The organism is Methylocystis sp. ATCC 49242, assembly GCF_000188155.2.
GTDB lineage: Bacteria > Pseudomonadota > Alphaproteobacteria > Rhizobiales > Beijerinckiaceae > Methylocystis.
In genome coordinates, this window is record NZ_KE124774.1 from 280,012 (window position 1) to 306,219 (window position 26,208).

General features: G+C 60.7%; 20 protein-coding genes and 3 pseudogenes. 11 read left to right on the top strand and 12 right to left on the bottom strand.

All coding sequences use genetic code 11. The annotated features are described in order from the left end of the window. Positions 1 to 66: 66 nt before the first annotated feature. A pseudogene (locus MET49242_RS03230) lies at positions 67 to 822 on the top strand (IS1380 family transposase); the annotation flags it as partial. An 89-nt stretch (positions 823 to 911) separates the two neighbouring features. On the opposite strand, the gene MET49242_RS03235 reads toward MET49242_RS03230, so the two are convergent. The 3 genes from MET49242_RS03235 to MET49242_RS24690 all read right to left on the bottom strand — a co-directional run bounded on the left by MET49242_RS03235 (position 912) and on the right by MET49242_RS24690 (position 3,226). Continuing rightward, positions 912 to 1,232: a hypothetical protein gene (locus MET49242_RS03235; RefSeq protein WP_036280638.1), complete on the bottom strand. Its 321-nt coding sequence runs from the start codon at positions 1,230 to 1,232 to the stop codon at positions 912 to 914. A gap of 20 nt (positions 1,233 to 1,252) precedes the next feature. After that, complete coding sequence (locus MET49242_RS03240; RefSeq protein ID WP_158497241.1) at positions 1,253 to 2,203, bottom strand: PepSY domain-containing protein; 951 nt, start codon at positions 2,201 to 2,203, stop codon at positions 1,253 to 1,255. A 384-nt stretch (positions 2,204 to 2,587) separates the two neighbouring features. Next, the gene (locus MET49242_RS24690) at positions 2,588 to 3,226 is read right to left on the bottom strand and encodes a hypothetical protein (protein WP_144259446.1); all 639 of its coding nucleotides are present in this window, start codon (positions 3,224 to 3,226) and stop codon (positions 2,588 to 2,590) included. A gap of 15 nt (positions 3,227 to 3,241) precedes the next feature. Here MET49242_RS24690 and istA point away from each other — a divergent pair. The 3 genes and pseudogenes from istA to MET49242_RS26330 form a co-directional block, all read left to right on the top strand. Next, positions 3,242 to 4,726, top strand: a pseudogene (istA, locus tag MET49242_RS03255) (IS21 family transposase); the annotation flags it as partial. A gap of 51 nt (positions 4,727 to 4,777) precedes the next feature. Further along, positions 4,778 to 5,239, top strand: a complete 462-nt coding sequence (locus MET49242_RS26325; RefSeq protein WP_256378610.1) for an ATP-binding protein — start codon at positions 4,778 to 4,780, stop codon at positions 5,237 to 5,239. Then, positions 5,130 to 5,621, top strand: coding sequence for an ATP-binding protein (locus MET49242_RS26330; protein WP_256378572.1), 492 nt, complete (start codon positions 5,130 to 5,132; stop codon positions 5,619 to 5,621). The genes MET49242_RS26325 and MET49242_RS26330 overlap by 110 nt, the downstream gene beginning before the upstream one ends. A 140-nt stretch (positions 5,622 to 5,761) precedes the next feature. Here the strand turns inward: MET49242_RS26330 and MET49242_RS03265 are convergent. The 5 genes and pseudogenes from MET49242_RS03265 to MET49242_RS03285 all read right to left on the bottom strand — a co-directional run. Continuing rightward, positions 5,762 to 6,412: pseudogene (locus MET49242_RS03265) on the bottom strand (ParB/RepB/Spo0J family partition protein); the annotation flags it as partial. Between the two features lie 173 nt (positions 6,413 to 6,585). After that, the gene (locus tag MET49242_RS03270) at positions 6,586 to 7,782 is read right to left on the bottom strand and encodes a hypothetical protein (RefSeq protein ID WP_036280648.1); all 1,197 of its coding nucleotides are present in this window, start codon (positions 7,780 to 7,782) and stop codon (positions 6,586 to 6,588) included. A 303-nt stretch (positions 7,783 to 8,085) separates the two neighbouring features. Then, positions 8,086 to 8,802 carry a helicase-related protein gene (locus tag MET49242_RS23115; protein WP_202804151.1) on the bottom strand — a complete coding sequence of 239 codons (717 nt, stop codon included), beginning with the start codon at positions 8,800 to 8,802 and terminating at the stop codon, positions 8,086 to 8,088. A gap of 759 nt (positions 8,803 to 9,561) precedes the next feature. Continuing rightward, positions 9,562 to 10,059: a VOC family protein gene (locus MET49242_RS03280; RefSeq protein WP_036280652.1), complete on the bottom strand. Its 498-nt coding sequence runs from the start codon at positions 10,057 to 10,059 to the stop codon at positions 9,562 to 9,564. 19 nt (positions 10,060 to 10,078) lie between these two features. Continuing rightward, complete coding sequence (locus MET49242_RS03285; RefSeq protein WP_036280654.1) at positions 10,079 to 10,519, bottom strand: MarR family winged helix-turn-helix transcriptional regulator; 441 nt, start codon at positions 10,517 to 10,519, stop codon at positions 10,079 to 10,081. Between the two features lie 258 nt (positions 10,520 to 10,777). Between MET49242_RS03285 and MET49242_RS03290 the strand changes: the two genes are divergently transcribed. Further along, entirely contained in the window at positions 10,778 to 11,284 is a 507-nt protein-coding gene (locus MET49242_RS03290) for a VOC family protein (protein WP_051134441.1), read from the top strand. A gap of 237 nt (positions 11,285 to 11,521) precedes the next feature. Here the strand turns inward: MET49242_RS03290 and MET49242_RS03295 are convergent, their stop codons facing one another. Next, positions 11,522 to 12,691, bottom strand: coding sequence for an acyl-CoA dehydrogenase family protein (locus tag MET49242_RS03295; RefSeq protein WP_036280656.1), 1,170 nt, complete (start codon positions 12,689 to 12,691; stop codon positions 11,522 to 11,524). Positions 12,692 to 13,036: 345 nt separating this feature from the next. Here MET49242_RS03295 and MET49242_RS25415 point away from each other — a divergent pair, with 345 nt between their 5' ends. Together MET49242_RS25415 and MET49242_RS03305 are read left to right on the top strand one after the other, a co-directional pair. Continuing rightward, positions 13,037 to 13,567, top strand: a complete 531-nt coding sequence (locus MET49242_RS25415) for a hypothetical protein (protein WP_036280658.1) — start codon at positions 13,037 to 13,039, stop codon at positions 13,565 to 13,567. Positions 13,568 to 13,662: 95 nt separating this feature from the next. Further along, positions 13,663 to 14,034 (top strand): GNAT family N-acetyltransferase, encoded by a 372-nt coding sequence (locus MET49242_RS03305; protein ID WP_051133968.1) that lies wholly within the window; start codon positions 13,663 to 13,665, stop codon positions 14,032 to 14,034. On the opposite strand, the gene MET49242_RS03310 is transcribed toward MET49242_RS03305, so the two are convergent. Genes MET49242_RS03310 through MET49242_RS03320 form a run of 3 tightly spaced genes read right to left on the bottom strand, consistent with a single transcriptional unit; the run spans position 14,021 to position 19,857 of the window. Next, positions 14,021 to 17,107, bottom strand: coding sequence for an efflux RND transporter permease subunit (locus MET49242_RS03310; protein WP_036280660.1), 3,087 nt, complete (start codon positions 17,105 to 17,107; stop codon positions 14,021 to 14,023). The two genes, MET49242_RS03305 and MET49242_RS03310, sit on opposite strands and share 14 nt — an antisense overlap. Before the next feature lie 16 nt (positions 17,108 to 17,123). Next, entirely contained in the window at positions 17,124 to 18,266 is a 1,143-nt protein-coding gene (locus tag MET49242_RS03315; RefSeq protein WP_192815568.1) for an efflux RND transporter periplasmic adaptor subunit, read from the bottom strand. A 28-nt stretch (positions 18,267 to 18,294) separates the two neighbouring features. Then, positions 18,295 to 19,857: an efflux transporter outer membrane subunit gene (locus MET49242_RS03320; protein WP_036286715.1), complete on the bottom strand. Its 1,563-nt coding sequence runs from the start codon at positions 19,855 to 19,857 to the stop codon at positions 18,295 to 18,297. 495 nt (positions 19,858 to 20,352) lie between these two features. Between MET49242_RS03320 and MET49242_RS03325 the strand changes: the two genes are divergently transcribed. The 4 genes from MET49242_RS03325 to MET49242_RS03340 all read left to right on the top strand — a co-directional run bounded on the left by MET49242_RS03325 (position 20,353) and on the right by MET49242_RS03340 (position 25,970). Next, the gene (locus MET49242_RS03325) at positions 20,353 to 20,967 is read left to right on the top strand and encodes a TetR/AcrR family transcriptional regulator (protein WP_244430670.1); all 615 of its coding nucleotides are present in this window, start codon (positions 20,353 to 20,355) and stop codon (positions 20,965 to 20,967) included. A gap of 92 nt (positions 20,968 to 21,059) precedes the next feature. Continuing rightward, the gene (locus MET49242_RS03330; protein WP_371212516.1) at positions 21,060 to 22,106 is read left to right on the top strand and encodes an HlyD family secretion protein; all 1,047 of its coding nucleotides are present in this window, start codon (positions 21,060 to 21,062) and stop codon (positions 22,104 to 22,106) included. After that, the gene (rbbA, locus tag MET49242_RS03335; protein WP_036280666.1) at positions 22,103 to 24,841 is read left to right on the top strand and encodes a ribosome-associated ATPase/putative transporter RbbA; all 2,739 of its coding nucleotides are present in this window, start codon (positions 22,103 to 22,105) and stop codon (positions 24,839 to 24,841) included. Before MET49242_RS03330 ends, rbbA begins: the two co-directional genes overlap by 4 nt. A 7-nt stretch (positions 24,842 to 24,848) precedes the next feature. Continuing rightward, positions 24,849 to 25,970, top strand: a complete 1,122-nt coding sequence (locus MET49242_RS03340) for an ABC transporter permease (protein WP_036280668.1) — start codon at positions 24,849 to 24,851, stop codon at positions 25,968 to 25,970. Positions 25,971 to 26,208: the final 238 nt, after the last annotated feature.

Sequence of the window (26,208 nt, forward strand, 5' to 3'; positions counted from 1 at the left end):
TGATACAGCGTAGGATTCGGGCGTCTAAGCCAACCTCACGCGCATTCCGCGCCAGCCACGCCCGCCATGACCGACACTACGATTCTGCCGTTCTCGTTTCCAGCAGTGGCTCGCAAGAAAGTCACAGCCGATTTCGACGGAGGCCGCCTCACGTCCGATAGCGGCGTCATGTTGCTGGCGCTGGCCGAACGTCGTCTGGGGATCGCCGATAGGCTTGCCGGCGTCTTTCCGGATCGGCGCGATCCGTCCCGGATCACGCATACGCTCGCTGACATGATCCGCGCGCGTGCCTTCGCCATCGCCTGCGGCTACGAAGACGCCGACGATCTCGACAGCCTGCATGTCGATCCCGCGTTCAAGCTTGCTTGCGGAAGATTGCCCGAGACCGGCGCCGATCTTTGTTCGCAGCCGACGCTGTCGCGGCTGGAGAACGCGCCTTCCCTAAAGGATGCGATCCGCCTGACCTATGCGCTCCTCGATCAGTGGATGGCGTCTTACGAACGCGAGCCTGCGTCCGTCATTCTGGACATCGACGACACCTGCGATGTCGTACATGGCCATCAACAACTGTCGCTGTTCAACGCGCATTATGACGAACGCTGCTTCCTGCCGATCCATGTCTACGACACCGAACGCAGCCGTCCGGTCGCGGTCGTCCTGCGACCGGGCAAGACGCCGTCCGGCATCGAAGTGCGCGCGCATCTGCGGCGTCTTGTGCGGCATGTCCGCAAGCGCTGGACCAAGACTCACGTCACTTTCCGCGGCGATGGCCATTACGCCCGGCCGGAGGCGATGGCGTGGTGCGAGGACAATGGCTGTGAATCGGCGTCCAAAAATGACCGCTTGGAGACTTGACCCAACGGACTAATCTAGCACGACTTTTCCTGATTTTCAGACAAAGTGATCGGCGTTCAATCGTGACCCCCCGCTAGGGGCGAGACGTTATTTGATTTCAGCCTCTTATAACAGAAGGAGGTCGGGTCAGTGTTGGACGCAGATTCACACGCTTCGCGCGCCCAGTTCTTGCCGCCGTCCGCGGTCGTGAACATGCCGTGCACATTGCCGACCGAGAAAACGCCTGGCGCGCCGGGATAGCCGATCAGCGCATCGATCATTTCGTCCCATGAGGCGAGATCGAACGCCGGTGTCAGCATCGCTCTTGGCGTGACGACGCTCCGGAGCCAGCCGCCCAACTCACTGTCGTGATCAATGATGACGCCGGTAAGCGCCATGTAAAGGAGAACCGGTGAAATCAGAATGCCTGTCGTCGCGGCGGGGTGCGATAGAGCCAGGCAAGGATACTTCTTTTGGCCTCGGGCGAGACGCTACGCGCGCCGGCCGCGGCCCGAATACGCCACCACTTCCCGAACCCCCAGTGGAGAAGGCCGGTCAGGGCGAGAATGCACATGGCGAGGCCACCGGTATCGTTGATGAGCCGGGAGGTCGCCACGTCGAAAAGACCATGCCCAAAATGCAGCGAACGCACGAAGCTGTGCAGGCGAACCTCCATCTGACGCGCCTCTTCGGGCAAGGGCGCCAGCTCGAGCGTTTCGACATTCGTCGCCATATCGGGATCAAAGCGGACGACTTTCGACTTGTCGACCACTCCGTACATTTCAGCGGACGACGCGCCTTGCACCAGTGCGGTTACCCTCTCACCGGCGAGACCGGCGGCCCGCGCCGTCTCTCCCTTGTTCGACGAGACGTATAGCCCCTTGTCAGAAGCGATCCATAGCCGGCCCCAACCAAGGGCCGGGTCGGGTTCGATTGCGAAGATCTGCGGCGTTGCGCCGCCTTCGAAGTTCGTTTGCGACCATGTCATGCCGCCGTCGGAAGACCGCCACAGGCCGCGCGGCCCTCCGCCGATTTGCTTCGCGGCGTCATTAGGATCGATCTGGAGAAGGTGCACGACGTAGCGGCCGGCGTTCTGGTAGAGCTGCTCCGACGTCAGCCATCGCGGCGCCGTCGCCTGCTGCAGGACCCTCAATCCGTTATTGTTGAGGAAGAACCCGGTAAGGCCGAGCACGGCGAGCCAAACGGCTCCGATCAGACCTCCCCATTTATGAATCGTTGAGGCCAACCGATAGACCGGCGCGCTCTCGGCTCTCTTTCGCTCGCTCCGCGTCGGCCTCGCCGCTACGGCGCTACCGTCGGATGCGGTATGTCGATCGTGCAAAGTCGAATCCTGAATGGATTGGCTCATTTTCATCTCCGGAACTGGACGCTGAGGATTCTGTTGGCGCGTAGATCGCGGCCGCCTTCGACCGGCCTGTCAAAACTCGAACATCGCGCGCCGCGCGATTTCGCGGGCGCGATGCGTCCCCATGCGCCACAACGCGGCAAGAGCGGCTCATGAGGCGTTTCAAATCCGCTCGGCGGGCGCAGAGATTTCTCTCCCTCCACGACGCAATCGCCAATCTCTTTCGATTTCCTCGTCCCCAACATCAATCCGCTCAGAAAGATACGGAGGATAAACTCGGGATTGCGCGAGGATCTCGGCGTCGATCGGGCGCAGCGGGTGGTTTTGGGGGATGTGATCATCGACGCACAAGACGGTCGCTGCAAGAACAAGTGGAGAAGAACCAATTTAGGAGCCTTTTCGCGTGGATTTGGATATTCTCAAGTCAAGATTGACCGACCTGCAAAGCGATTTTACGCCGCCTGCATTAAATCGGCGCGACAATTTCCAGCGGCGGCGGCCGCCGCGGCTCAAGTTAAAATTGCGCACGAAAATATACGCCTGCGCTGAGTCGGATCCGCATTTTTGAAGATCCCGAATCGTAACGAATTTCGTCGGCTTGTTACCAAAACAGCGCTCCAAATCGATTGCAATTTCCGGCACGCGGCATATCCTTCGAACGCTATGCACTTCGTCTTGTTCAATTTTTTCAAAGGAGCGCACGTCGTCTGCGCTTTGGCGTGCTGGCTTTTTGTTTCGGCCGTTCTGGCCCCGACACAGGCGAATCCGCTGTGGGACGACGTGAGCGCCAACGCGACGTGTTCGCTTCCGAATTCGATCGGCTCCGACCGAAATGACGCCCATGACTTCGGCTGCTGCGTTCTCGGATGCCGCGACAGCTTCGTCGTCACTTATCTCGTGATTTCGATCGACGTTATGAACAGCGGCGGCAAAGTGTACCACTGAACCGGCTTTGGGGGCTGCTTTGACGGCGGCGCAAAAGTGTACCGGTCCTGATAGGCCGAACTCGATGTCATCGACTGGCATGGAGAGGCCGAAAGGATGTTCACAGTGGAACTCTATGCCCGGGTGAGACGCGCGGTGATGGCGGAAGGGCTGAGCCGGCGGGAAGCGGCCAGGCGCTTCGGCGTGCACCGCAATACGATCACGAAGATGCTTCAATATTCGGTTCCGCCGGGGTATCGGCGTCGGGAGCGGCCGATCTCGAAGAAGCTGGGGCCGTATATGGCCTGGATCGACAAGGTCCTGGCGGATGATCGGCTTGTTCACGCCAAGCAGCGTCATACGGCACAGCGGATATTCGAACGGCTGCGGGACGAAGAAGGGTTTTCCGGCGGTTACACGATCGTCCGGGAATATGTCGCGCAGGCGCAGTTGCGGTCGCGCGAGATGTTTATTCCACTCAGCCATCGACCGGGGAATGCGCAGGCGGATTTTGGCGAGGCGGACGCCTATATCGCCGGCAGGAAGGTCCGCTTTCATTATTTTTGCATGGACCTGCCGCATTCGGACGGCTGCTTCGTCAAGGCCTATCCGGCGGAGACGGCGGAAGCCTTCTGCGACGGCCATGTCGCGGCCTTCGCCTTCTTTGGCGGCGTCCCCCAGTCCATTCTTTACGACAATACGCGTCTCGCGGTCGCCAGGATCGTGAAGGGTGGAGAGCGTCTGCGTTCGCAAATGTTTGCGGAACTCCAGAGCCATTACCTTTTTGCTGATCGCTTTGGCCGGCCCGGCAAGGGGAATGACAAGGGCAAGGTCGAGGGGCTTGTCGGCTATGTCCGGCGCAACTTCATGACGCCACTGCCCGTGGCGGAGAGTTTCGAGGCGCTGAACGCGAGGTTCCTGGACGCCTGCACGAAACGACGGCGGGCGATCCTGCGCGGCCAGTCGACGCCGATCGGCGAACGCATGCAGGCGGATATGGCGGCATTCCTGCCGGCGCCGCCGGCTCCCTATGACGCCTGTCACAAGGTCGCGACGCGCGTGTCGTCGATGGCGCTGGTGCGCTACCGCAACAACGATTACTCGGTCCCGATGCGCTTCGGCCATCGGGAGGTGCTGGCCAAGGGCTATGTCGATCGGGTCGAGATTGTCTGCGGCGGGGAGACCATCGCCGTGCATGCGCGCAGCTACGGCAAGGCCGAGTTCATCTACAACCCGCTGCATTATCTCGCTTTACTCGAACACAAGAGCCGCGCGCTCGATCAGGCCGCGCCGCTCGACGACTGGCGGCTTGCCGACTGCGTGCATCGTCTGCGGCGGCTGATGGAGGCGCGCATGGGGAATAGCGGGCGCCGCGAGTTCATCCAGGTGCTGCGGCTGATGGAGGACTTTCATCAGCATCAGGTCGAACAGGCGGTCGCGGAGGCGCTGCGTCTTGGCGCGATCAGCTTTGACGCAGTGAAGATGCTGCTGCTGGCCAGGCTGGAGAACCGGCCCGCGCGGCTCGATCTGACATTCTACCCCTACCTGCCGGCGGCTACGGTCGGCGCGACGGATCCGCGCGCCTATCTCGGGCTCGTCGCCGGCGCGAGCGTCATCGCGGGCGTCAGTGGACTCGAACGCGGGGGGGCCGGCATGACCATCTCGCATGAGCCAGGTTCGCAGACGATCGTCGCGCCGCAGGTGCTGCTGGGTAATCATCTCAAGGCGCTGAAGCTTCCCACCTTCGCGCGCGAATATGAGAAGGTGGCGCTGGAGTCGGCGCAGGACCGCGCCGATTACCCGCGCTATCTGCTACGCCTGTGCGAACTGGAGCGCATTGATCGCGAGCGGCGCAATGTCGAGCGCCGCATCCGGCTGGCGCGCTTTACGCAGGTCAAAAGCCTCGACACATTTGACTTTACCGCCCAGCCTTCACTCAACAAGCCGCTCGTGCTGGAGCTAGCGCGGTGCGAATGGATCGAGAAGCGACAGAACTGCATCGCCCTTGGGGCCAAGCGGAACGGGGAAGACCCACGTCGCGCTCGCCCTGGGGCTCGCCGCCTGCCAGAAGGGGTTCAGCGTCGCGTTCACGACCGCCGCGGCTCTTGTGCATGAACTGATGGAGGCGCGCGACGAGCGCCGCCTGCGCGCGCTGCAAAAGCATCTCAACACCGTCAAACTGCTGATCGTCGACGAACTGGGCTATGTGCCGTTCACGGCGGTCGGCTCAGAGCTGCTCTTCGAGGTCTTCAGCCAGCGCTATGAACGCGGTGCGACGCTGGTGACCAGCAATCTGCCCTTTGATGAATGGACGTCGGTGTTTGGCTCCGAGCGTCTCACCGGCGCATTGCTCGACCGGCTCACCCATCATGTCCACATTCTGGAAATGAACGGCGAGAGCTATCGGCTGGCGACCGCAAAGAAAGCGCAACGGCGAAACCGCGATCTCCCCGACGCGCCCGCAATCGACAAAGGAGGCGCCGACACGACGAACTGATCGCCGTCGCGCGCGTTGAACCGCGCTGCGCTACGCTCCGCGCGCCTCAACGCCCGCGTCAACTAAACTACAAGGGCCGTGCGGCCCTTTTCTCGAAACCAGACCGGTACACTTTTACCCCGCCTTCATGCACATTTTGTCCCCGCCATTGACAGGCGGCGGATCTGATAAGGTTCCTTATTGTAGGAACGCTGGATCGCCTCCCAGACCTGTTCCTGCCGCTCATGGTCGGGATTGACGGTGAAAGCCATCAGCTGGTCGAGCGTCATGCCATCTTCGGCATAGACTTCGAGAAGCATTGGCGACACGGAGGCGAGCCGCAGCCGCTGCTTGACGACAGCGACGCTGACAAAAAAGGCGGCGGCGATCTCTTCCTCGCTACTCCCTTTCTCGCGAAGGGTCAGGAAGGCGCGGAACTGATCCAGCGGATGGAGAGGCGCGCGTTGGACGTTCTCGGCCAGGCTGTCCTCCTCGGCCGTTCCCTCTAATCGCACGACGCAGGGGATGGGGGCGTTGCGCGCCAGGCGCTTCTGCTTCATCAGCAGTTCCAGCGCGCGGTAGCGGCGCCCGCCCGCGGGGACTTCGAACATGCCGGTCTCGGCGCCACCTTCGTCGAGCACCGGCCGCACGGTGATGCTCTGTAGAAGCGTGCGGCGCGCGATGTCCTCCGCGAGCTCTTCGATCGAGACGCCCGCCTTGATCTTGCGGACATTGGCCTGCGACAGAACGAGCTTGTTGAAGGGAATGTCGCGCGAGGCGCTGAGCTGGATTTTTTGAACCGACCTGGTCATGGGGATCAACTCCGCGACGGGCGGCCGGGAGCCTCTCTCTCGGCCTCGAACCCGTCACGAAGCGCAGCGCCACCCTCTGACTTTGAGGGCGACGCCGGGCGAGCATGGAAAAAAGAGGACGCGATGACGACCGTTCACAGCACAGCGGTCTCCACCGGGCCTTCGGACTAAACCTACGCCTCTCGCTCTAAGAGCTTTTTAGCCCTCGCCTCGAGATCAAGCCTTGCGTCCTGGTGGCTCTTGGTCCGCGCGATCGCCGTAATTCCCTGCACGAAGTCGAAGACGCTTTCGGGCTTGCGCCCTTCCTCGGTCAGCACTGTGTCGATGATCTTCGCGGTCTCGGCTTTCGAGAAGCCGCGCTTGCGCAGGAACTCGGTGCGGTCGTCGTCGCTGCGTGCGACGATGCACTCCCGCGCCGCCTTGACGCCATTGACGAAGGGCAGGGGCCAGGAATTGGCGAAGCGCGTCAGCGCCGGCGCTGCCTCATGGGCGAAGCGCGAGGCGGCATATTTTGAATGGCGGATCGTGATCTCTTCGAAATCCTCCACGCCCCAGAGATTGCGGTTCTGACAAACGGCGCGAAGATAGAAGCTGGCGATGCCGAGCGTCTTGGCGCCGACCTCGGAGTTCCAGCAATAAAACCCTCGAAAGAAGAGGTCGGGCGAGCCGTCTGGCAGCCACCCGGCTTCGATCGGATTGCGATCGTCGACGAGAAACAGGAAGACGTCACGGTCGGAGGCATAGAGCGTTGTCGTGTCTTGCGTGATATCGACATGAGGGTTGTAAATTCCGGTCGACCAGTCGAGCACGCCCGGCACTTTCCAGCGCGTGTCACCCGTCCCATTGCCGGCGATGCGCTGGACGGCGGATACGAGTTCATGATCGTAAATTCGACCATATTCGGGGCCAGTGACTGCCCGCAGTTCAACACGACCCTCTTCGATTTCCAGGGTCTTGACCTGTTCGGCGCGATGCATGTTTAGACCATATTGCAGATTGATTCCGGCGAGCGACGCCGGCAACTGACGCAAATAGGTCGCCGGCGCGCCGACGAGGCTCGCGAGCTGGCCGAAGCTCCAATGCGTCGGCGTGACGGGCGCGTCGGACCCTGGGAGCGTGAGCGCGAGCCGCTCGGAATCGTCGCGGCTTGCTTCTACACGAATAGCGGCGCTCTCGACCGTCCGTGTCCGGCAGCGTTCGGTTCGGCCATGGACGGCCGCGAACAGCTCCGATAGCGACAGATAGCGCTCATCTGCCGGGCGTGAAAACCATTCTGATGAAACGCGGCCAATCCGCGCTCCGCGGCTCGCATCGACTTTGTAGCCGGCCTCGGGACCGCGAGCGGCGTCGAGAATTTCAACCTGGGTCATGGGATTTCTCCATGACGGGAGCCGGGAGCCTTTCTCTCGGTCCTCAACCCGTCACGGCAAACGAGTCAGAACTCTAACTTTCCCACTTCCTCGTTCCGTGACACGCGCACGGCGTTTATCCGCCTTCGGACGTGTCGATCAGGACACGGGATCACAGGCGGTGGCACACCCGCATTTTCGGCGTAGTCAAGAATTACGGCGTCGAAAGCACTCACCGGCGAGACTTCCCGTGTCGCGCGAGCTCTTGCCGCCGATGGCTTCGCATATAGATAGCTATTATAGCGATAAGCCGTCTCGATGTGACTACAGTTTTGAGTCATTAAGGGCTCGGGGTTCGAGCTGGATTTGCAGATCGCCAAACAGGCTGGTGTCCATACCCGCGCCGGCGAGAGTTTGCAGGTATTCCACTAGGTCGTCCTGCCGCGGCTGGCCGAAGGCCAAGCGATAGACGGTGAGGCTGCGTTTGAGCCAAGCAAGTCGTGTGACCTCTCGGCTGAAAGGCAGCATCGGCACGCGTCGTTCAACCCGGACGGAGCCCTCGTAGATCCAGTACGGGACGATATCTGTATCGACCGCCGCCTCGGATCGCGCGCGCTCGAACATCAGCTTCCACGGATCGTCAGGCGCCTGCCCACGGCCCCTGACGACGCCGGCCTGGCGCTCGGCCAGGTTGAGGCGCACGGCGTGGCCCTTGAAGCGGTGGACGCGGCCTTCGCGCTGTTCGAGGTCCACCGGGTTGCCCGGCAGGTTCCAGTGATAGACGCGATAACAATAGGGATGGAAATCCAGCCCTTCCTGGCCGACCGACGTGGTGGCGAGAACGAACGGCCGGAAGGGCGAGTTGAACGCATCGCGCACGCCTCCGAGCCGAGCGACGGCGCCGTCCTCGTCCTTGTAGTCGGCTAGCCGCATCGCGAAGCGTCCGCGCATCTGGAATTTGCTGATGTCGAGGACTTCGTCTGTGAATCGGCGCCCAAAAATGACTCCTTGGAGACTTGATCCTACAGACTGATCTGGCATGACTTTTCCTGATTTTCAGACAAAGTGATCGGCGTTCAATCCTGACCCCGCGCTAGGGGCGAGACATTATTTGATTTCAGCCTCTTATAACAGAAGGAGGTCGGGTCAGTGTTGGACGCCGATTCACACGCGATGGTCGCCCGTCCTTTGTGCCTTCATTTCACGCCAATTCGGGCGCACGTCATTGCGCGGGCGAGAACTGGCGAGACAACGAGGGAGTATTGTTCAGCGCTCGTTACGTGGCCCAATGGGAAGGAATTGCTGGGGGATCGAAGGGGGATTAATGTTGCGAAGAGCATCGCTTGTTTTGGCCCTAGCCACAGCTTTATCTTTCCCAACCGCGGCGATGGCCCAGTACGGCGGCTGGGGTTGGGGCTGGGGTGGCCGTCATGGCGGCTGGGGTCACCAGCATCATCATGGACATTGGGACTATCATCCCAGCGGCCACTGGGATTGGCACGGCAACCATTACGATTGGCACGATACCAGTCATTATGACTGGCATGGCGGCGGTCATCATGGTCACCACTACGATGATTGACGCCGCCTCGGCGTAATCTCCCGACGATCGTGTGGCGGCACGGCCGGCGCTGGCGCTTTGGTTTGACGAGCGCGGGTGGCGGCGGCCGACCGCAGCCCAGCACACCATCGGCGATCCTTCCCTACTCGGGCGGTTGTCGATCGCCTGGTGGCTCGTAGCTCAACGAGCCTGTGGTCCCTGCACCCCTCCCGCCCGTTGTGGGTGGGAGGGGACAGTTGTCACTCCGCGGCCTTTCCCGCCTCGGCGCAACCTTTCTGCATGGCCTCGCGGCCGGCGGCGACCATCTCGTCCGGCGTCATGTTGCGGATGCGCGTCGCGATCGACCACTCATGGCCGAAGGGATCGACGACGATTCCATAGCGGTCGCCCCAGAACATGTCGGCAACCGGCATTTTCATCTTCGCCCCGGCGCTGACGGCCTGTGCGAAGACCTCGTCGACATTGGCTACCGCAAGATGAATCGTCACGGAGGTTCCGTTGCGCGCCTTCGGCCCGAGCGCTCCCCATTGCGGCATTTCGTCGACGAGCATCAGCATCGAGTCGCCGATCTTCACGCTGGCGTGCATCAGCTTTCCATCAGGCCCCGGCATGCGCATGAATTCCGTCGCGCCGAAAGCTTTTTTGTAAAATTCGATCGCCTCCGCGGCGCCCGCGCAGACAATATGCGGCGTGAGCGTATGCAAGCCTTCCGGAACCGATTTCACGTTCTCGCCCATGGTGTGGCCTTTCCCTGCGTCAACCGAGCTTTCCAAGCGACATACGCAGGGCCTCGGCGTCCCCCTGCGCAAGCTCTTTCTGCAACGCCGCATGCGTCTCCCGCCAGATCGGGACCGCCGTCGCGAGCGCCTCCCGCCCGGCCTGCGTGAGCGAGAGCCGGCGGGCGCGCTTGTCCTTCTCGTCGGCGACGACAGCGACGAGTCCTCGCCGCTCCAGCGATTTCAGCGCGGCCGTCAGCGTTGTGCGGTCCATGGCGAGAAATTCCGCAAGCTTGCCGACTGTCGGCGCCTGCGGGGCGTTCAGCGCCATCATCAGCGAGAACTGCCCGTTCGTGAGCCCGACAGGCGCGAAGGCGCGGTCGAAACGCCGGGCAAGCTGGCGCGCGGCCCTCTGGGTCGCGAGGCAAAGGCAGGAGTCGCGGATCTCATGAACGACGTCGAGGGGAAGCATCTTTGACATGGCGTAGGTATGTTGATATCAACCTTTATGGACCTTGTCCAGCCGGAGGAAGCCGCCGATGAGCGCCATAGTGAGAAGCTGCCCCGCTTTCATCGACTAGGCGGAGAAAACCGCGTGTTTCTTTGTGTCGCCGATCCACGGCTCGGGAACTGCGGCGGTGTTCGCGGCCCTTCGACCTGATTGGGTCACCGCCAGCATCTGTTCTTAAAATTGGCCGCCTCGAAGGCGGATTCAAAAGCGAAAGGATAAGCAATGACAATTGCAAAGAACACGATCTGCCTGTGGTACGACAAGGACGCCGCGGCTGCAGCCCACTTCTACGCCGAGACTTTCCCGAACAGCAGGGTGATCGCCGTCCACCGTGCGCCCAGCGACTACCCATCCGGCAAGGCGGGCGATGTGCTGACGGTCGAGTTCATCGTCGCCGGCATCCCCTGTCTCGGCCTCAATGGCGGGCCCGCATTCAAACATAACGAAGCCTTCTCGTTCCAGGTCGCCACTGACGATCAGCAGGAGACCGACCGCTATTGGAACGCCATCGTCGGCAATGGCGGGCAGGAAAATGCGTGCGGCTGGTGCAAGGACAAATGGGGCGTCTCCTGGCAAATCACGCCGCGCGTGCTGACCGAGGCGATTGCCGCCGGCGGCGACGAAGCAAAACGCGCGTTTGACGCCATGATGGGTATGATGAAAATCGACGTCGCCGCGATCGAGGCAGCTCGGCGCGGTTGTGCACATGAACGACAGGCCCCGAATGCTTCTTGAGAATGCTGACGGCCCGTTTTTGGTCTTCCCCGTCCCACGTTCGCATCCAGAGCAATAACATCCCGTGGTCGAGCTGTTCTTGCTGATTGCGTGCGTGGTGATCGCCAACCAGGCTGGCTAGAACCGAGCCGATAACTGCGCCCGCGCCGCCCCCTAACACGCCGCCCGCAATCGCCGTCGCCAGTGCGCCAGCAGATGCTAAACTCGTCCGCCTCGATCCTCAGATATGCTGCCGATTTAGAAGGCAAAGAACGGCCAATCGGGTGCGAGCCCCAGCATTATCTGCCCCACTGGCTGCAATTTGGCGGAGTTGATGAAGCCGTGCTGGGTGATGACGTGAATGTCGCGGAAATGCCGGGAGAAGCTGTATTCGTCGCGCACGCCTGACGCGCCGACGATCTCATGGACGATGTCGACGGCCGCCGCAGCTTCGAGCATGGCGTGCGTTATTGCGAGCTGCATCTTCGCCTTCAGCTCGATGTGGATGGGGCGCCCGGCGACGGCTTCCGCATACGCCTCCTCGAACGTCTGGTAGAAAAGGGCGCGACCGCCACGCAGCTTTGCTTCGGCGCGTGCGAGTTGCGACTGAGCAACGCCCTGATCCTTCAGCGTCTTGCCGCCGAAGGCGGGGGTTTTCGCCTTTATGAGCTCGATCGCCTCGTCGATCGCGGCGCGGGCGATGCCAATCGCCGGCGGCGTGAGGGCCGCAATCGCCGGCCATACTGTGAGACGATAAAGCGGCCCCTCATAGGCGCTCCCCGGCTTTTGCAGCGGCGCCCAAGGGACGGCCCAGTGCGCGGGAACGAAGGCGTCTTTCATTTCCACGTCGTGACTCCCGGTGCCGCGCATGCCGATGACATTCCAATTGTCGATGATTTCGGCGTCCGCTGCGGGACAGGCAATCAGGAGCGTTTCCGGCGCGCCGTCCGGACCCGGGCGCAACTTACCGTTCTCGAGGATGTGGGCGTAGCCGAGATAGACGGTCGCCTGATGCGCGCCGCTAACGAAAGGCGTTCTGCCCGAAAGCAAATAACCTCCCTCAACGGGAACCGCTTGCCGCGCGGGCTGCTGACCGCCGACGGCAACCGCGTCGCCTCCGAATATTTCATGCGCGGCGGTGTCGCCGAACCATGCCCCGAAGAGATCATGGGCGATGGATACCTGCAGATTCCAGCTCGCCGCGCTGTCGATGCGGGCCAGTTTCTCGATGATGCGGAAACCCGTTATGGGGTCGACTTCGAGCCCGCCGAGCGCCTTCGGTCGCCATAGACGATAAAGACCCGCCTCTCGCATCGCGTTGACCACCGGCGTCGATAATCTACGATCGCGCTCGGCGACGCCAGCATTTTCCCGAATGAGCGGCTCAATCTTTCGAACGGAGTCCAAGAGTGAATTGATTTGGACCATGGACCTCCTCCAGTCATGGCGACGCCAACCTTGCCGGATAGAGTCTGGGAGAAACTTCGGTTTTTCAAATTGAATTGAGTTTGAGCGGGCGCGGCCAATGGCCACTCCTCTTACACGCGCCACGCTATTTCTCCGAGCTTTGGCGACCGTCTGCGTTCTGGCGTCTTTCACGCCGGCTTTGAAATGTCGCCCTGAATTCTCCACTTGTAGCAATTCGGGATCTCATTGGATCATTTATCCCTTGCCTGATCGGCATGCCCAAGCTTCTCTTGATCAAGATCCCCTCGACGAACCTTCCGTCTTGCTTCCGGCGCGCGCGTTTCTTTCGAGCGAAAAAAAAGCCCCTTGCAGCGGCTCGGTGTCGACGATGGAAGACAAGCCGCGTTGCTCACAACAGGCGAAGGATTCGCCGATCGCGCGGCCACAGGCGCGCGGGTTGCGGATATCGGCGACGAAGAATTCCCAAAAGCGCGTCTGGGCGCGCTCGCCGGCGGAGCGGACAAGCGCGGGAACCTGGGCGTTGAGACGATCAAGCCCGGGAGTTCCGCCGCGGGCACCGAATTATTGGCGACAAACGCCGTGACGATCCGCGTTGCCCGCTCCTGCGTTTTGATGCCTGCTTCCGCATCACCTTGCAACATCGCAGCCCCTTCACTATTCGCGGTTGGCGTTCTGATACGCGTCGGTCTGTCAGGCTTCGAGGGCGTCAACGAATTTTCAAGACATCACAGCCGCGAAATCCGCGACTGCGATTCAGGCTGCTTTCGTTCCATCTCCGTGCCAAGGAATTCAAAACGAGACAGCGTGGCAATTCACCTCGTTCGTCTTTCAGAAAGGCGCCCGGTCTCACTTCATGTAGCAAGGGACGACAAATAGCGGTTTCTCTCATAAATTCAGAGGTCTACACCGACGCGCAAGAGTCTTGACCATTCGCAACGGCGTTAGCCGGTCCCATGTGGTAAGCAATCGCCATGCACATCACGACAGCCACGTCAGCCCGTCACGCGATCATCTCCACATTGAACCGATCCGCGTTTGGCGGCGACGCTGAGGCCGAACTCATCGGCCAGCTACGAGATCGCGGCCTGGCGCTGGTCGAACGGATGGCGCTTGATGCCGGAGAGATCGTCGGACACATCTTATTCAGTCGGCTCGACGTCGAATGCGAGGCGCAACCGGTCAGGGCCGCTGCGCTGGCCCCTATGGCCGTGAGGCCGGACCGGCAGCGCGAGGGCATCGGGTCTAGCTTCGTGCGGGACGGACTGACTGCTCTTCGGTCACAAGGCTGCGAGGCGGTTTACGTCGGCGCTGCATCTTCATGGTCGCCGATTACGAAGCTTTAGCAAGCGCGGAAGGCTCCGCTGCGTCAGCTTGCGCGGTCTTCGAGTGATCCGCCGCCAGCACCAGGTAGACGGCGGGAAGAACGAACAGCGTGAAGAGCGTGCCGATGGAAAGGCCTGAGGCGATGACAAGGCCCATATTGTACCGTGAAGCCGCGCCTGCGCCGCTGGCCAGGATGAGCGGCACTACGCCAAGGACCATCGCCGCGGTGGTCATCAGAATGGGGCGCAGTCGAATGGCGGTCGCCTTGAGAATCGCCTCGCGTTTCGACGCGCCGGCATGGCGAAGCTCGTTGGCGAATTCGACGATCAATATGCCATGTTTGCTGATCAGCCCCATTAGCGTCACCAGACCGACTTGCGTGTAGATGTTGATGCTCGCGCCGCCGAAGCCAAGCAGGATGAACGCCAGCGCGCCGGCGATCGACATAGGAACGGACACAAGGATGATCAGCGGATCGCGAAAGCTCTCGAACTGAGCCGCGAGCGCGAGGAAGATAATGATTAGCGCGAAACCGAAGGTCACCAGGAAGCCGCCTGACTCCTGCACGAATTGCCTCGAGGGGCCCGCGTAGTCGATCGTATAGGTTGAAGGCAATACCTGGCGCGCGGCCTCTCTCAACGCGTCGAGCGCCTCGCCGGCGATGACGCCAGGTGCGGCCACACCCGATATCGTTACCGAATTGATTTGCTGAAAATGGTTGAGCGACTCGGGAACGATGGTGGTCTCGAGCTTGGCAACGGTCGAAAGCGGCACCAAGGAGCCGTTCGCCGTCTTGATGTAGTAGTTCAGTATCTGATCCGGATTCAGCCGAAACTGCTGGGCGACCTGCGGAATGACCTTGTAGGAACGGCCGGCCAGCCCGAAATATTGCGTGTAGCCGCCGCTCAGCGCGGTGGTGAGCGCGCCGCCGACATCAATCATTCTCAACCCGAGTTGCGCTGTCTTTTCGCGGTCGATGACCAGCGACAACTGCGGCTGATCAATCTTGAGATCGGTGTCGAGGAACATGAACTTTCCCGTCGCCAGAGCTTTCGACAAGAACTCGCGGGAGAGGCCGTTCATCTTCTCGAAAGGGTCGCTGCTCTGGAAGACGAATTGAATCGGCAAACCCATGGAGCCAGGAAGCGGCGGCGGCTGGAAGGCGACGAAGCGCACGCCCGGAACAGCGCTCAGTTCCTGCTGGAGCATATGCTGTAAGTCCTCGGCCCCAACTTTGCGTTCCTCCGACGGCTTGAGCACCATGCCGGCCAGGTTCGAAGCTGGCGAATTAATCTGAAACACGCTGTCAGTTTCTGGGTGCTTGGCGATGATCTTATACGCCTCATTAGCGTAGTACAGCTTTTGCTGGAGAGTCGCATTCGGCGCCGGCGTCGCTTGCGCCAGAATAATGCCCTGGTCCTCGTTTGGCGCGAGTTCGCTCTTAGCGTTGGTGTAGAGCCAATAGATGCTCGCAAGAACCAGTCCGCCGAAGACGAGCGTCACCGGGACGTAATTGAGCGAGGACGCCAGTAGTACCTGATAGCGGTCACGGACGGCGTCCATCCGCGCGTCGATAAAACCGATGATGCGGGACTCAAGCGTTTCCGCGCCTTGGATCGGGGGCTTGAGCGCCAATGCGCAGCTCACCGGCGACAGGGTCAGCGCGACAATGCCGGACACCGTGACCGCCGCCGCGAGAGTGAAAGCGAATTCAACGAAGAGCGCGCCGGTGAGGCCGCCTTGGAACCCGATCGGCACATAGACGGCGATCAGCACTATCGTCATGGCGATGATCGGTCCGGCGAGTTCGCGCGCCGCCAGCAACGCGGCGTTGACGGGCGTGAGGCCTTCGGCGAGATGGCGGTTGACGTTTTCGACGACGATAATCGCGTCGTCGACCACGAGGCCGATCGCCAGCACCAGCGCAAGCAGCGTCAACAGATTGATCGAGAAGCCGAATGCGAGGAGAAACGTCAGAGAGCCGATGAGCGAAAGCGGTATCGCCATGATCGGGATCAGCACCGAGCGCCATGATCCCAAGAACACGAAGACGACGGCGGTGACGATGAGGACCGCTTCGATCAGTGTGTGAACCACCTCATCGATGGAGCTGTTCACGAAATTCGTCGTATCGTAGACGATTTCGCTGTTCAAGCCTTTGGGGAGCGTTTTCAAAATATCCGGATAGGCGTCTTTGACGCCTTTGACGACATCGAGCAAATTCGCGTTCGGCGCCACCAGTATGCCGATATAAACCGCCTTCTTGCCGTCGAACGACACCGAGGATTCATAGTCGTCCGCGCCGAGCGTGACATTGGCGACGTCGCGCAGCTTCACATTGGCGCCATTCGCCTGCTTGACGACGAGGTTACGAAACTCCTCGAGCGAATGGAGCGAGGTCGCCGCCGAAAGATTGACCTGAACCCATTGGCCCTTGGTCGAGCCGAGGCCGGCAATATAGTCGTTGCCTTGGAGAGACGCCGCCACTTCGGTGGCGGTGAGACCATAGGCGGCGAGCCTCACCGGATCGAGCCACGCTCGGAGCGCAAAGGTCTTGCCGCCAATAAGCTCCGCCGTCTGCACGCCTGGCACTGATTGCAGACGCGGCTGCACGACGCGGATAAGATAATCCGTCACCTGGCTCGGCGTGAGGATATCGCTGTTGAAGCCAAGATACATTGCGTCGGTCGTTTGGCCGATCTTGACTGTGATGACAGGGCGCTGCACGGCCTGCGGCAACTGGTTGATCACCGAATCGACCTTGGTGCTGATCTCGGTCAACGCCTTGCCGGAATCATAGTTCAGCCGGAGATTGGCGGTGATCGTGCTCACGCCGATCTGACTGGTCGAGGTGAGATAGTCGATGCCATTCGCCTGCGCGATGGCGTTTTCCAGCGGCGTCGTGACGAAACCGGCGACGGTCGCCGGATCGGCGCCGAAATAGGACGTCATCACCGTGACGACGGCGTTCTGCGTGCGCGGATATTGCAGCACGGGCAAAGTCGCCAATGATCTCAGGCCAAGCACGAGGATCAGAAGGCTCACGACGCTGGCGAGCACGGGGCGGCGCACGAAAATGTCAGTGAAACGCATATTGCGGAATCTCCGTTCACTGATCCACAGGCTTGGGATCGGCATCGACCGGTGGAGGCGGCGCTTGCGAAATGGCGAGCGGCGAGCCGTTGTGCAGCTTGACCTGACCGGCAGTGACGACCGTGGCGCCTTCTGACACGCCTTCGAGCACCGACACTTCGTCGCCGCGCGACTCGCCTAGCCGAACGAAAGCCTGATGCGCGACGAGCCCGGAGCCTTGCGGCGCCTTCTTGTCCGCGCCCTCCTCGCTTTTTTGCGCAAGGAACACCGAATTGCCGAAAGGCGCATAGACGATCGCCGTTTGCGGCAGCGTGATGAGGCGCTGGGGCTTGCCGGTCGCGATGTCGATCGACGCGAACATGCCGGGCCGCAGCTTGCGTTCGGCATTTGCGAGGCTCGCGCGAATCTGCACGTTGCGGCTCGCGAGATCCACCTTGGAGCTGATCGCGTCGATCTTGCCCTTGAAGGTCTGGCCGGGAAAGGCGTCGACGGTCGCGGCGATCGCTTGTCCGACCGAGACGCCATTCAAGTCCTGCTGAGGCAGCACAAAGTCGAGAAAGATCGGATCGAGCGCCTGCAAGGTCACAATCACCGTTCCGGCGCCGATATATTGACCAAGATCAATCTGGCGGATGCCGAGCCTTCCCGCGAAAGGCGCGAGCAGGGTCTTTTGCGCGATTACCGCCTCCTGCTGCACGACTTGCGCGTTCGCGCTTCTCAGATTGGCGACGTCCGTGTCGACCGTCGCCTGGCTCGCAGCGCGAATTTTCAACTGCGCCTGGTCGCGGCGCAGGTTGATGGCGTTGAGTTCCGCGGCGGCTTTCAATGATTCAAGCCGGGCGTTGTCGGTATCCTTGCGTAACTCAAGGAGAATTTGCCCCGTCTTTACGTCCTGGCCTGACTGGAAGTGGATCTTCTCGACAATGCCGGAGGTTTCGAGCGCCAGGTCCGCGCCATTGACGGCGCGAAACGTGCCTATCGCCGATAGCTTCGGGCGCCATTCCCGATAGGTTGCCGTCGTCACCGACACGGTTTGTGGCGGATTGGCCATGGAGGCGAGGAACCGCCCGATCATCATCGAGCGGAAACTAACGAAGCCGTAAAGACCTCCGAATAGGAGGGCCACGCACGCCAACATGATCATCATTGGCTTGAACATCGATCCGAGACGGTCTTGTAAAAGCGTATTAACGGGCACGGGAGCGTTCCTCAGCCTCGGCGCGTATGGCCGCCGCGATTGGCAGGGTTGAAATGAGATCGGTGGGTTTGGGTAGCGACGCCGGAGTCTCGTCGAGACGATTCCACCAACCGCCGCCGAGCGCCTGCATCAGCGCAGCGGTATCGGAGAAGCGCGCCGCCTGCGCCTGGACGCGATTGATCCGAGCGTTGAGCAGCGTCTGCGCGGCGTTGAGCACCGTCGGATAGGTGGTCGAGCCCGCCGAATATTGAGCCTGCGAGATATTCAGGCTTTCGGCGGCGGCCTTTTCCGCCGCAACCTGCGAACGCAGCGTTTCCGCATCGTGCTTGATCGCCTGCAGCGCGTCGGCGACATTTTGAAAGGCGCTGATCACCGTCGCGCGATATTGCGCTTCAGCCTGTTCCAGCGCGGCGAGCTTCGCCTCGCGCTGGTGGAACAACCTGCCGGCGTCGAACGCTTGTCCCGACAGCTGCGCCGCAAGATTGTAGACCGAGGTCTCCGGCAAGAACAATTGCGAGAAATTCGAAGCCTGACTACCGCCATTGCCGGTCAGCGTAATCTGCGGCAGCATATTTGCGGTGGCGACTCCGACATCGGCGCTCGCCTGATGCAATTTCGCCTCAGCCGAAAGCACGTCGGGACGCTGACGCACCAGATTGGACGACAGGCTCAACGGCAGATCGCGCGGCAAATGCAGATGCTCTATGTCGATCGCTTCGCCCTTGTCGTCGTTGGGAAAGCGGCCGAGATAGGCCATGAGCTGATTGCGCGTCTGCGCGCGCGCCTTTTCGAGCGGCGGCAGCGTCGCTTGCGCCTGAGCGACGAGCGCCTTTTCCGAGACCACGTCGGCTGCGCTCACGGCCCCGAGTTCGAAGCGCTTCTGCAATATGTCGAGTTGCTTCTGATAGGCGGTGATGAGATCGTGCGTGACCTTGATCTGCGAGGCATAGGAGGAATCGGCGATCGCCGCGGTCACCACATTGGCGGTCAGCGCCAGATAGGCCGCCTCAAGTTGAAATCGCTGATATTCAGCTGCGGCGAAATCGCTCTCAACCGTACGCATCGTCTTGCCGAAAACGTCGGGCGTGAACGACACTGCGACATTCGAATTATGGAGCGAGAAGAGCAGCGCCCTCGGCCCACTCGATGAGGAGCTTTGCGCCAAACTGCCGAATTGCGCCGTTGTCATCTGCTGGCGCGCGACGGTCTGGCCCAACGTGGCTTGCGGAAGGAACGACGCCGCATCGGCTTCCGTGGTTTCTCTGGCCTGGCGCAACGCCGCTTCTGCGGCGGCGATGTTGGGATGATTCGTCACCGCCTCGGCCACAAGCGCCGAAATTTGCTTCGAGCGGAATAGTCGCCACCATTCGCCCGGAATGTCGCGGCCAGGCACGAGCCTTTGCGCGCCGCCTCCCGCGATGGGAGACGATTGCGTGACATTCGCAGGCTTACCCGCAGCGTAGCCCGCACCCTGGGGCGCCGCGGGCGCGATAAAGTTGGGCCCGACGGCGCAACCGGAAAGAATCGCCGCCTGGAGCAGTCCGAGAATCATGGCGCCAACCTTCGATCCGCCCGACGTCGGTTGGCGTCCCTGGCGCGCCGTGATCTGTGGCGCAGTGGGCTGCGCTGGGCAAATCGGACGGGGATCCCGCGCAAGCGGACCGATCAATGGCCGCGATATTTGTGCCGTCCATTCCATTTCGCACCCAGATAAAACTGAACCGTTTGGTTTTATTCTTGCCATGAGATAGCTGTCAACGCTAAAATGAACGAAGCGGTTTAGTTGGGATGTTTTCGCAACAAGGCGAAGACGACGCTTCGCCGTTTACGACGTCGCCAAATGTCCGGGTCTGTCGCGACCTGAATTGCTGAGGCTCAAAATGCGCCTGTGCTCACTGGAGGCCACGACTTGATAACGAAAAAAGTCGGCGGCGCCCCATCCTCGACGACTCAAGCAGCGCAGCCCGCGCTGGCCGATCGGTCCACGAAATGTCCATCGCCGGAGACATTGGCGGAGGCGCGTGTTGCGGGACGGAAGGAAAGTTCCGTGATTGCGGCCGCCCGGAAATTATTCCTCGATCAGGGTTTCGCTGAGACGAGCATGGATGCGATCGCGCGATCCGCGTGCGTGTCCAAAGCGACGCTTTACGCTTACTTTCCGAGTAAGGAAGCTTTGTTTGCCCATTTGATCGAAGCGGAATGCCGCTTGAACGCCAGCCGTCTACAGATGCCGGATCTCGACATGGGCCTTGTCGAGGCGCTTCGAAGCTTCGCCCGCCAATTTGTCGACGTGTACATTACGCCGGAGTCTATGGCGTTCTTTCAGGCGATATCCAGTGAGCGCTCGCGCTTCCCCCAACTTTGCCAGCTCTTTTTTGACAGCGGGCCGAAAAACGAATTGATGCGCGTTGCAGCGCTGCTCGAAGAGGCCAAAGCCCGAGGTCTTTTGACGTTCTCAGATGCAACTGAGGCTGCAGGCCATTTTTTGAGTCTTATCCGCGGGGACCTACCGCTTCACACGGCGCTTGGTCTCGAACCGAGAGCCGAGGCCTCTGTCGCCGCGATGGTCGACGCCGGGATTGAAACTTTTCTGAGAGCATATAGAGTGGAAGGAGCTCCACGCTTTGGAACGAAGCGTCACAAAAGGATTGCATATAACTAAATATATGATGCGGAGCTCCGTTCGATTGTATTCGCGCGCTTAGATGTCCGAGGTCTCAAAATATGCGCTCGATGAACGTGCGGACTTGGGCAATGCGATTGGCCTTGGCCGTGACAATCGCTGTGGCCGCATATTTCGCTTGGGAGAAGCTAAAGCCGCAAACGCTTCCCCCAGGAATCGCCAGCGCCAATGGGCGAATCGAAGCGACGGAAATCGATATCGCGACGAAAATCCCTGGCCGTATCGACAGGATATTGGCCGACGAAGGCGATTTCGTTAACGCGGGGCAAGTGCTCGTCGAGATGGACACGCAAACCCTTCGCGCCCAGCTTCGCCAAGCGCAGGCTGACCATAGACGCGCGGAGTTAAACGTCGACGCCACCCGCGCGCAGGTCGTCCAGCGGAAGGCCGAGAACGAGGCGGCGTTGGCGGGACGCGCCCAGCGCCAAGCGGAATTGGACGCGGCGCAGAGGCGCTTCGAACGCTCCAAGCAATTGGTGAAGCGTGGCACAGCGGCGGTCGAAACATTCGACAACGATCGCGCGCGTTTCGAGGGAGCGAAAGCCGCAGTTAGCGCTGCGGAAGCGCAGATCGCCGCCACGCACTCCGCGATCAGCGCCGCCGCATCCCAAGCCGTCGCCGCGGAGGCGGCGGTCGATGCCGCCAAGGCCGCCATGGATCGCATTCAAGCGGATATCGACGACAGCGCCCTGTCTTCACCGCGAGACGGCCGCGTGCAATATCGGGTGGCGCAGCCGGGCGAGGTGCTCGGCGCCGGCGGCAAGGCGCTCAATGTCGTTGACCTCAGCGACGTATATATAACGTTTTTTCTGCCGACGGAGACTGCCGGACGCGTCGCGATCGGCGCAGAAGCGCGCATAATTCTAGATGTTGCGCCTCAATATATCATTCCGGCGACAGCGACCTTCGTCGCCGACGTCGCCCAATTCACCCCGAAAACGGTCGAAACGGCGGAGGAACGCCAAAAGCTGACGTTCCGCGTCAAGGCGAAAATTGCGCCAGAACTTTTGAAGAAATACCTCCGGCAGGTGAAGACCGGGCTCCCGGGCGTCGTTTATGTACGCCTCGATCCCCATGCGAGCTGGCCCGCCCATCTCAAGGGCGAATTGGTGCAATGAGCACAGGAGCTTATTCGGGCTTCGTCGCGCGCCTGCACGACGTCGGCTTGCGATATGGCGGCGACATTGCGCTCGACTCCATCACGCTCGACATTCCCGCCGGCGCGATGGTCGGACTAATCGGACCGGATGGCGTGGGAAAATCAAGCCTGCTCTCGCTCGTCGCCGGCGCGCGCGCCGTACAGACCGGCGAGGTCGAGGTGCTCGGCGTCGATATGGCGAGCGCGGCGCACCGCAATGCCGTCTGTCCCCAAATAGCCTATATGCCGCAAGGCCTAGGCAAGAATCTCTATCCCACCCTGTCGGTCGCCGAGAACATCGATTTCTTCGCCCGCTTGTTCGGTCAGGAGCGACAGGAACGCGAACGACGTATCGCGGACCTCGTGGAGAATACCGGACTGGCGCCCTTTGTGGATCGGCCGGCGGGAAAACTTTCCGGGGGCATGAAGCAGAAACTCGGGCTCTGTTGCGCCCTGGTGCATGATCCCGATCTGCTCATTCTGGACGAACCGACGACGGGCATCGATCCGCTGTCACGCCGGCAGTTCTGGGATTTGATCGACCGCATTCGTCGCGATCGTGCAGGTATGAGCGTGATCGTCGCGACCGCCTATATGGAGGAAGCGGCGCGTTTCGACTGGCTTGTCACGATGGACGGCGGACGAACGCTCGCGACCGGCACAGTAGAGGAACTTCTCACGCGCACGAAGGCGCCGACGCTCGAAGCGGCGTTCATCGCTTTGTTGCCAGAGGTACGGCGACGCATGCATCACGCGGTCATCATTCCGCCGCGAGACGACAAGGACACGGAAATCGCCATCGAAGCGCGGGATTTGACGATGCGATTCGGCAAATTCGTCGCGGTCGATCATGTCGGCTTCCGCATCCATCGAGGAGAGATTTTCGGCTTCCTCGGCTCCAATGGCTGCGGCAAGACCACGACGATGAAGATGATCACCGGCCTGCTGCCGCCTTCCGAAGGGCAGGCCTGGCTCTTCGGCAAGGAGGTAGACCCGCGCGATCTCGCGACCCGCCAGCGCGTCGGCTATATGTCGCAGGCCTTTTCGCTTTATTCAGAACTGACGGTTCGGCAAAATCTGGAGCTGCACGCAAGGCTTTTCCGATTGCCGGCCGAAACAATCGACGCGCGCGTCGTCGAGGTCGCCGAACAGTTCGATCTTCGCGCCATTATGGACGAACTTCCAGGAACGCTTCCTCTGGGGCAGCGGCAACGCCTGTCGCTCGCCGTCGCGATGATTCACGCGCCGGCCATGCTTATCCTCGACGAACCAACGTCGGGGGTCGATCCGATCGCCCGCGACTCCTTCTGGCAAAGGCTGATCGACTTGTCGCGTCGAGATGGGGTGACGATCTTCATCTCGACGCATTTCATGAACGAAGCCGCGCGGTGTGACCGAATTTCGCTAATGCACGCCGGCCGGGTTCTGGTGAGCGGCAAGCCCGACACGATCATCGAGAAACGCGAAGCGAAGAATCTGGAGGAAGCCTTCATCGGCTATCTGGCGGACGCGGTTGAAAAGGACGACGCTTCGCCCAGCCCCTTTGATCGGCTCGAAGCCCACCGGGAGACCTTTGAAAAGACGCCAGCCGATCCGCGAGGGCGCTTCTTCTTCGACCCTAAGCGCATGTTCAGTTATGCGCGTCGGGAGACGCTCGAATTGAGGCGCGACCCGATACGGGCCGCCATGGCCATGCTCGGCACCGTTTTTTTGATGTTCATCATGGCCTATGGCATCAGCATGGATGTCGAGAATCTGTCCTTCGCCGTGCTTGACCGGGATCAGACGACGACGAGCCAAAACTATGTCATCAACATCGCCGGATCGCGCTATTTCACCGAACAGGCGCCGCTGGCTGATTATGCGGATCTCGATCGGCGCATGCGGAGCGGCAAGCTGACCGTCGCGATCGAAATCCCGCCGGGCTTTGGCCGCGACGCTGCGCGCGGTCGCCCAGTGGAAATCGGCGCATGGATCGACGGCTCCATGCCCATGCGGGCCGAGACGGCGCAGGGCTATCTGAAGGCCATGCATGCGCAATGGCTGCGCGCTAAGATCGGCTTGGCTAGCCCAGTCAATATCGCCATCCGCTATCGTTACAATCCCGACGTGAAGACGATCATGGCGATCGTTCCCGCGGTCATTCCGCTCCTGCTCATGCTCATTCCGGCGATGTTGACGGCGCTGAGCGTCACCCGCGAGAAAGAACTTGGCTCGATCATCAATTTTTACGTGACGCCGACGACAAGGCTCGAATTCCTGCTCGGCAAACAGCTACCCTATTTCGCGCTGGGCCTATTGAATTTCCTGCTCCTGACCTTGCTTTCCGCATTCTGGTTTCAGGTGCCGGTAAAAGGCAGCTTTCCCGCACTGTTTTTCGGCGCGGGGCTTTATGTCGGCGCGGCGACGGCGATGGGGCTCGTCATGTCCTCCTTCATGCGCAGCCAGGTCGCCGCGATCTTTGGAACCGCCATAGCGACCCTTATTCCTGCGGTTCAATACAGCGGTTTCATCTATCCGGTGTCGTCGCTCGACGGCGCTGGCGCCTTTATCGGCCGCATCTATCCGACGACCCATTTCCTCGTCATCACGCGCGGAGCCTTCTCTAAGGCTCTCCATTTTTTCGACCTGCAAAGCGCCTTCATTCCCCTGTTGATCGCGGCGCCCCTGCTTCTCGTCGTCTGCGTCCTGCTCCTAAAAAAACAGGAGGTATGATCCTGACATGCGGTTCGCGAATATCCTGACCCTGAGCGTCAAGGAACTGCGCAGCCTTGCGCGAGATCCGATCATGATAGCATTGATCGTCTACGCATTCTCCTTTGCGATCTATACAGCCGCAGAGGTGATACCCGAGACGCTCAACAAAGCTCCCATCGCCATAGTCGACGAGGATCGCTCCGCTCTCTCCATGCGCATCGGCGCCGCCTTCTACCCACCCTATTTCACACCGCCGATCTTCACGACGCTCGCGGAAATGGATTCATTGATGGATAAGGGCCTCATCACTTTCGCCCTTGATATCCCGCCAAACTTTCAGCGCGACGTTCTCGGCGGGGACCAGCCAACGATACAGCTCAATGTCGACGCGACGCGAATGAGTCAGGCGTTTTCTGGCGGCGGCTACGTCGAAACCATCGCCATGGGCGAAGTCACGGCCTTCTTACAACGCTATCGCGCGACAACGATCCCGCCAATCGAACTCGCCCTTCGAACGCGCTTCAACGCCACGCTGAAAAGATCTTGGTTCGGCGCCGTCGTGGAGGTCATCAATCAAATCACAATGCTGTCGATGGTGCTGACCGGCGCCGCGCTGATCCGCGAACGCGAACATGGAACGATCGAGCATCTGCTGGTCATGCCCGTCACACCGTTCGAGATCATGGCGAGCAAGGTTCTGGCGATGGGCTTCGTCGTCCTCGTCGCTTCCGCCGCGTCGCTCATTGTTATCATTCAGGGATTGCTTGCCATGCCCATTCAGGGGTCGATTGCGCTTTTCCTCGTGGGCGCCGTGTTCAATCTCTTCGCCACGACGTCTTTGGGCATTTTTCTCGCGACCACGGCGCGGTCTATGCCGCAATTCGCGCTACTTTTCATTCTGGTCGCTCTTCCCCTGGAGATGCTGTCGGGCGGCGTAACGCCGTCCGAGAGCATGCCATGGCTCGTCCGAGACATCATGCTCGCGACGCCGACGACCCATTTTATTCTTCTCGCGCAAAATATTCTTTTCCGCGGCTCTGGCTTTAGCGTCATCTGGCCACAGCTTGTCGCGCTCAGCGTCATCGGTATGGGGCTCTTTGGAATCGCCTTATCGCGATTCAGAAAGACAATCAGCGAAATGCAATGAGCCCCGCGGAAAGCGACAACCCGGGCATGGCGTCTTAGAATTCAGTTTGATCGGTTCGATGCCAGAGAAAGCAGGCGGCAAAATAAAAAAGGCGAGCGCAAAGAAAAAAACCAAAGCAGCGTAACCGAAAAAGCACATCAATAAGCGATGACAATGACACGTGCTTTTGATGAGAAATAGTGTCCGCAGAGAATCTGCAATCAACCGCCATCTAGCATTTCTCCGCTTCCCAATGACC

Coding starts and splice junctions, on each gene's coding strand:
- MET49242_RS03235 (WP_036280638.1), bottom strand. CDS start 1,232: ATGGCGCTTACCGGCGTCATCATTGATCACGACAGTGAGTTGGGCGGC.
- MET49242_RS03240 (WP_158497241.1), bottom strand. CDS start 2,203: ATGAGCCAATCCATTCAGGATTCGACTTTGCACGATCGACATACCGCA.
- MET49242_RS24690 (WP_144259446.1), bottom strand. CDS start 3,226: ATGCCAGTCGATGACATCGAGTTCGGCCTATCAGGACCGGTACACTTT.
- MET49242_RS26325 (WP_256378610.1), top strand. CDS start 4,778: ATGACCATCTCGCATGAGCCAGGTTCGCAGACGATCGTCGCGCCGCAG.
- MET49242_RS03270 (WP_036280648.1), bottom strand. CDS start 7,782: ATGACCCAGGTTGAAATTCTCGACGCCGCTCGCGGTCCCGAGGCCGGC.
- MET49242_RS23115 (WP_202804151.1), bottom strand. CDS start 8,802: ATGCCAGATCAGTCTGTAGGATCAAGTCTCCAAGGAGTCATTTTTGGG.
- MET49242_RS03280 (WP_036280652.1), bottom strand. CDS start 10,059: ATGGGCGAGAACGTGAAATCGGTTCCGGAAGGCTTGCATACGCTCACG.
- MET49242_RS03285 (WP_036280654.1), bottom strand. CDS start 10,519: ATGTCAAAGATGCTTCCCCTCGACGTCGTTCATGAGATCCGCGACTCC.
- MET49242_RS03295 (WP_036280656.1), bottom strand. CDS start 12,691: ATGGTCCAAATCAATTCACTCTTGGACTCCGTTCGAAAGATTGAGCCG.
- MET49242_RS03305 (WP_051133968.1), top strand. CDS start 13,663: ATGCACATCACGACAGCCACGTCAGCCCGTCACGCGATCATCTCCACA.
- MET49242_RS03310 (WP_036280660.1), bottom strand. CDS start 17,107: ATGCGTTTCACTGACATTTTCGTGCGCCGCCCCGTGCTCGCCAGCGTC.
- MET49242_RS03315 (WP_192815568.1), bottom strand. CDS start 18,266: ATGTTCAAGCCAATGATGATCATGTTGGCGTGCGTGGCCCTCCTATTC.
- MET49242_RS03320 (WP_036286715.1), bottom strand. CDS start 19,857: ATGATTCTCGGACTGCTCCAGGCGGCGATTCTTTCCGGTTGCGCCGTC.
- MET49242_RS03330 (WP_371212516.1), top strand. CDS start 21,060: ATGCGATTGGCCTTGGCCGTGACAATCGCTGTGGCCGCATATTTCGCT.
- rbbA (WP_036280666.1), top strand. CDS start 22,103: ATGAGCACAGGAGCTTATTCGGGCTTCGTCGCGCGCCTGCACGACGTC.
- MET49242_RS03340 (WP_036280668.1), top strand. CDS start 24,849: ATGCGGTTCGCGAATATCCTGACCCTGAGCGTCAAGGAACTGCGCAGC.